This window comes from Sphaerochaeta sp. S2, assembly GCF_016406725.1.
Classification (GTDB): Bacteria; Spirochaetota; Spirochaetia; order Sphaerochaetales; family Sphaerochaetaceae; genus Sphaerochaeta.
On record NZ_JAEKNT010000014.1, the window covers coordinates 1 to 5,468 of the forward strand.

The 5,468-nt window shown below is 49.4% G+C and carries 5 protein-coding genes; 3 read left to right on the forward strand and 2 right to left on the reverse strand.

Features of this window, described 5'->3' with window-relative positions; translation table 11 throughout:
• The 3 genes from JF818_RS00340 to JF818_RS00350 form a co-directional block, all read left to right on the forward strand.
• Positions 1-1,150 (forward strand): hypothetical protein (locus JF818_RS00340; RefSeq protein WP_198890012.1); only part of this gene is annotated, 1,150 nt, incomplete at its 5' end.
• Positions 1,151-1,327: 177 nt separating this feature from the next.
• Positions 1,328-2,080, forward strand: coding sequence for a Fic family protein (locus JF818_RS00345; RefSeq protein WP_233065228.1), 753 nt, complete (start codon positions 1,328-1,330; stop codon positions 2,078-2,080).
• Between the two features lie 50 nt (positions 2,081-2,130).
• Positions 2,131-3,156, forward strand: coding sequence for a 2-hydroxyacid dehydrogenase (locus JF818_RS00350; protein ID WP_198890014.1), 1,026 nt, complete (start codon positions 2,131-2,133; stop codon positions 3,154-3,156).
• Here the strand turns inward: JF818_RS00350 and JF818_RS00355 are convergent.
• Entirely contained in the window at positions 3,134-3,757 is a 624-nt protein-coding gene (locus JF818_RS00355; protein ID WP_198890015.1) for a CpXC domain-containing protein, read from the reverse strand. The genes JF818_RS00350 and JF818_RS00355 overlap by 23 nt on opposite strands.
• Positions 3,758-3,811: 54 nt before the next feature.
• The coding region (rlmKL, locus tag JF818_RS00360; protein ID WP_198890016.1) for a bifunctional 23S rRNA (guanine(2069)-N(7))-methyltransferase RlmK/23S rRNA (guanine(2445)-N(2))-methyltransferase RlmL at positions 3,812-5,468 on the reverse strand (1,657 nt) is incomplete at its 5' end.

Below are 5,468 nucleotides of genomic sequence, written 5' to 3' on the forward strand. Positions count from 1 at the left end.
GTTGCTGGAAGACCCCTTGGTAACAACCTTCCGCTACCAAGTTGATGGGGAGGAAGAGGATAACTGGACTGTAGTCGACTCTTCTGTCACCAGCTACACCGAGCGTGGGCTTGACGGGACGGTAGACCATGCTCTCTATCTCCAGCAATCGTATGATGGGGTACATTTTAGTGGAAGTGCAATCTCGGTGGCAGAAGCGATGTTCCCACCCGAAGAAGAAGTTCCCGTGGTGGCCAGTGAACCTGTTCCTGCAGTCGAGGAAATGGTTGCAGAAGAGCCAGCTCCCGTAGCTGAGGAAGTAGTAGCTGAAGAACCAGCAGAAGAAGTGGTTCCTGTAGCTGAGGAAGTGGTCGCTGAAGAGCCAGCAGAGGAAGTGGTTCCTGTTGCTGAGGAAGTAGTCGCTGAAGAGCCAGCAGAAGAAGTGGTTCCTGTAGCTGAGGAAGTGGTCGCTGAAGAGCCAGCAGAGGAAGTGGTTCCTGTAGCTGAAGAAGTGGTCGCTGAAGAGCCGGTTCCTGTAACAGAGGAAGTGGTAGCTGAAGAACCAGCAGAAGAAGCTGTTCCTGTAGCTGAAGAGCCTGTAGAAGAGAAGAAGGAAGTGGAAAGCCGATCACGTACAACCCTTACCATGGGTGGCACCTTCAACTTCCAGAGCCCTGCACTCAGCAGATCCAGTACCGACGACTATCATAGGTTCAATCTGCAAGCTGAACTTGGATTGCATATGGAGAACCTGGTGACCTTCAATGACTCACTTGGCTTGGGTGTTGACCTTGGTCTTGCTTATTCTCCGTACCTCATCAATAGTTGGAGAGATGTATTTAACGATGTAATCGCTTTCGATATTGGACCTGCATTTGCCAACTTCGATCAGGCAGGTACCATATCCGTTGCTCCGATGCTGAACATCAGCATGGGTAAGACTGATTTCGATATCGGCCTTGGTGGTTTCCTCACCTGGGGACCTGACTTGGCAACCGACAGTGGGGATGCATTCCTCTACGGTGCCTTCGCGAAGGCTGCGTTGGAGTACCACTTCAACAAGACCTTCAGCATGGGAGCAAGCGCCAAGTACGGCCTAATTCTCAGCGAGGGAACCAGCAGCATGCCACAATTTGCTGAGGGTACTGTCTATATGGGCTTCTCCTTCTAGGGAGAGACACAAATTCCTGGATAAAGAGCCCAGCAATGGGCTCTTTTCTTACACCTGTGCCTTGACCTCTCTTCTTTGGTATGGATATCATAGACCGAGACGGGTACGTCCCCTTCATGATACTATTGCACTGGATTACCTAAGGTCCGGTGCGATAAAAGGATGGTTAGTGTTTTTATGAAATCAGGCCGTGTGCAAGCATGCATCGACTACATCAGGTTCAACCACGAGGCGGAAGGATATGAATTCTCCGAGGAAGAGGAACAAAGTGCACGTTCCATCCTGGAGGAAGAGTCTACAGCAGATGAATTGATCCAGCGGTATATTGAGGAACACGGACTTGCAATGCAGTACACCAAAACCTCAGATGAGCTCTCTGTCTATCCCGATACCTCTACCTTGGTTAACTTTTTTTCGATCAAGGAACGATCAAAACTGAGAAAAGTGGAGGCATCCCTGGCCAACTTACGTACCGCAGAGATGCTTACTGAGTCGGTAGACAATACCTATGATTTCGAATATCTGAAAACCATTCATGGAAGAATGTTCAGTGACGTCTATCCCTCAGCCGGCCAGATTCGAACCACCGTTGCTGCAAAGAGGACCGTTTTCTGCCATCCTACATTTATCGAGAGCGCTGCAGAGGATATTTTCAGCCGTCTCAGGAAAGAACACTACCTCAAAGGATTGGATCGGGAGATCTTTATCAACGACCTCGCTTTCTTTATGGGAGAAATTGAGGCCCTTCACCCGTTCAGAGATGGAAATGGAAGGGCAGCTCGACTGTTCTTCTACCAGCTATCGGTACATGCGGGTTTTGACATCGACTGGTCGATGGTCGACCCGGACCGATTGCTAGAAGCTGATATCAGCGCGATTGACGGGGATTACCAACTGTTGATCGATGTGCTGGAAGAAGTGGTATTGTAAGAGATTGGGACGGGTTTTCCGTCCCTTTGCTTTTATTGGGAGATATTTTCATGACCAAAATAGCTTTTTTTGATACCAAGCCCTATGACAAGGTTTGGTTTGATCATTTCTCAGGTGATTATCAGGTGGAAATCACCTATTTTGAATCGAAGCTCAACCATAAGACAGCTCCACTCGCCAATGGGTATGAGGTGGTCTGTGCTTTTGTGAACGATACCATTGATGAACAAGTGATCGATGATTTGTATCAAGGTGGTGTTCGTCTCCTTGCCATGCGTTGTGCAGGATACAACAACATTGATTTCAAGGCATCCTTCGGAAAGATTCATATTGTCAGGGTACCTGCATACTCACCCTATGCTGTTGCAGAGCATGCAATGGCACTTCTGCTGAGCTTGGTGAGGCAGACACACCACAGTTATGTGAGAACCCGTGAGTTCAATTTCAGTCTCAATGGTTTGGTTGGTTTTGACCTCCATGGAAAGACCATCGGGGTTGTAGGGACTGGTAAGATTGGACGGGTATTCATCGACATCTGCAAAGGGTTCGGGATGCGGGTCCTTGCCTATGATCCCTATCCCAATGATTCGATTTCCGTTGACTATTGCAGTTTTGATGAGCTTTGCAGGGAGAGTGACATCATAAGCCTCCATTGTCCCCTGACAGAGGATTCCTTCCATCTGGTAGGTCGGGAGAGTATCGCCAAGATGAAAGACGGGGTTGTATTGATCAACACCTCTCGTGGTGCCTTGGTTGACAGCCTGGCACTCTTGGAAGGCATTCGGAGCAAGAAGATTGGAGGAGCCGCACTGGATGTGTACGAGGAGGAGGCTGAACTCTTCTATGAGGATAGAAGCACCACCATCCTTGATGATGACATCCTTATGCTCCTGATCTCGATGCCCAATGTACTGGTCACCAGTCATCAGGCGTTCCTTACCAAGGAAGCTCTCCAGAATATAGCACTCACGACGCTCAAGAGCATTGAAAGCTATGCGAAGGGAGATGTGATGGAGCATGAGATCTGTTATCAGTGCGATACCTGCAACAAGGTTACTGGGCAACGCTGTTTCTGATGCTCTGTTCAGCCCACTGCCTGTCTATACGTGAGAAGTATCCTTTCTGGAGAGGGAAGGATACTGCATTCACGTGGAGCTGACTATACAGACCAAACTCACAACTGATGGATCCCTCGAGGGATCCATCCTTGTTGAGAACCGTGAAGTACAACGTATCCCCCTCTTTTTCCTGTTCCGTGAAGAAGAGCTGGTATTCTGTTTCCTGTAGCTGGAGGGAGAGGTAGAGCTTGCATAGTTCTACAGTGCGGTCATCCAGGCCTTGCTCCCAGATCAGGAGTTTCTCTTTCAGGGCGGCTGTTGAACTAACCAGTCTTAGTGTGTAGGAGTCGAGGCCCTCCCGTCCTGTTACCTTCCCATCCACCTGCTTGTGCTCGGTGTTTGGAATGAGCATCATTGCCCATTTTGTAGTTTCATCTACCACCAGTAGTTCATGCAGTACCGTGTACTGTCTCTTGCAAGCAGGACAGGTGACACTGAAGAGGCTATCGGTAAGGATACCCAATCTCTGCTTTGGTTGTTTTTGGAGGTCTATGAACGGGGTAAGGGTATGGGGGTGTTCCCACTTGCAGTGGGGGCAGGTAAGGGTTACGTCTTGCACAGTGCTTTACTCCTGAAAAGAAGGCTCCCTGAAACCAGGGAGCCTGTAGGAAGACTATTTTTTTCGAATTACCTTCTTGGGGGCAGGTTTTACCTGCTTGATCTTGGCAATTGGACGATGCTTGATCAGGTAAGTCTGGTGAATCTTCTGGTCACGGGCAAAATCCTCTGCAATGGTCTCTTTCGAAATATCCTGGATGTCATACTCTTCAAGAAGTCGCTCATCCATCTTGAATTTCCGGAAGTTGTTGCTGAAGATCAAGGTGCCTTTCTCATCGAGATGCATCATACATGCCTTGATCAAGCGAACCTGGTCTCGATAGACATCGAAGGTATCCCGTCCCTTTCCATTTGAAAAGGTTGGGGGATCACAGAAGATGAGGTCGTACCGGTCGTAGGTATCGAACAGGAATTCAATACAATCGCTTCTATAGAAGAAGTGGTTCATCCCGGTAAAACCATTAAGCTCCATGTTCTTCGTTGCCCAGTCAAGGTAGGTAGTGGATGCATCAACACTTACTGTGCTTAGTGCTCCTCCCTTGGCAGCCTGTACTGTGGCGGTTCCCGTATAGCAGAACAGGTTAAGGAACCGCTTACCTTCCGCCATCTTGGCAATCTCTGCACGGATAGGACGGTGGTCAAGGAAGATTCCGGTATCCAGATAGTCGGTGAAGTTCACCAGATACTTGGCATCATTTTCATTGATGATGTAGAACCGGTCGCTGCTTGCCATCTTCTCGTACTGTTTCTCACCTTTCTGGGGAGTTCGCTGTTTTACGTAGATCTGTTCGCGATCAATACCTGTTGCTCGTTCAGTGGCATCAATGAGTTCCCCCAATCGTCTGAGTGCTGACTCTTCCTCAATGGTGCTTGGGGGGGCATACTCCTGAAGACTGATATACTTGCCTTCATACAGATCGATTGCCGCGCTGTACTCCGGCATATCTGCATCATAGATACGGTAGCAGGTGACTCCCTGGCTTTCCATGATGGGAGTGATAGCAGAAATGTTCTTGACCAAACGGTTGTATGCCATCTGGGCTCCCTCGCTCAAGGGCTGGGCAAGTCGTTCCTGCTTACGGGCGATTGCACGTTCGATCATCTGCTGTCGTTCTTCGGGAGTGAATACATAGTAGTGGGCGATCTGGCACGTAACCCCGCCGTTGTTTACCGTGTTGGTCCTATCGGGTTTCATGTCAACATAGCTCAACAGCTCTTGCTGTCCACACAGCAGGGCTACGTTCCATCCACCAAAAAGGCTGCTTAGCTGGCTTCCGATCTTTCGATAGAGAGAGCGAAGATCCCCATCACTTTCCATCCTCAGCCCATAGGGAGGATCGGTGATGATGTAACCATGGTCGGCTGGAACATCGTCCTTGGTAAGGGTTAGGAAGTCTTGTATCCGGAAGTCGATCAGGTGATCCACTTGGGCTAGCTCAGCGTTCTTTCTTGCAATAGCCACGGCCTTAGGATTATTGTCCCATGCATAGATGGAAATCTTGCGGTCCTTTGCTTTCTCAGCTCTCTCGACAGCTTCATCCACCACATCATCCCAGAGATCTGGGTCATGGAAGGGAAGACTGAGGAAGTTGAACTTTCGGGCAGTTACCAACCCTGGGGCACGGTCACTTGCCCAGAGAGCTGCCTCGATGGCGAGCGTGCCGCTTCCGGTGAAAGGATCAAGCAGGCCAGGAACCTCCCCCTTATACCAA

Bases quoted from the DNA above. Each gene is read 5' to 3' on its own strand.
- JF818_RS00345 (WP_233065228.1), top strand. From the start codon at position 1,328: ATGAAATCAGGCCGTGTGCAAGCATGCATCGACTACATCAGGTTCAAC.
- JF818_RS00350 (WP_198890014.1), top strand. From the start codon at position 2,131: ATGACCAAAATAGCTTTTTTTGATACCAAGCCCTATGACAAGGTTTGG.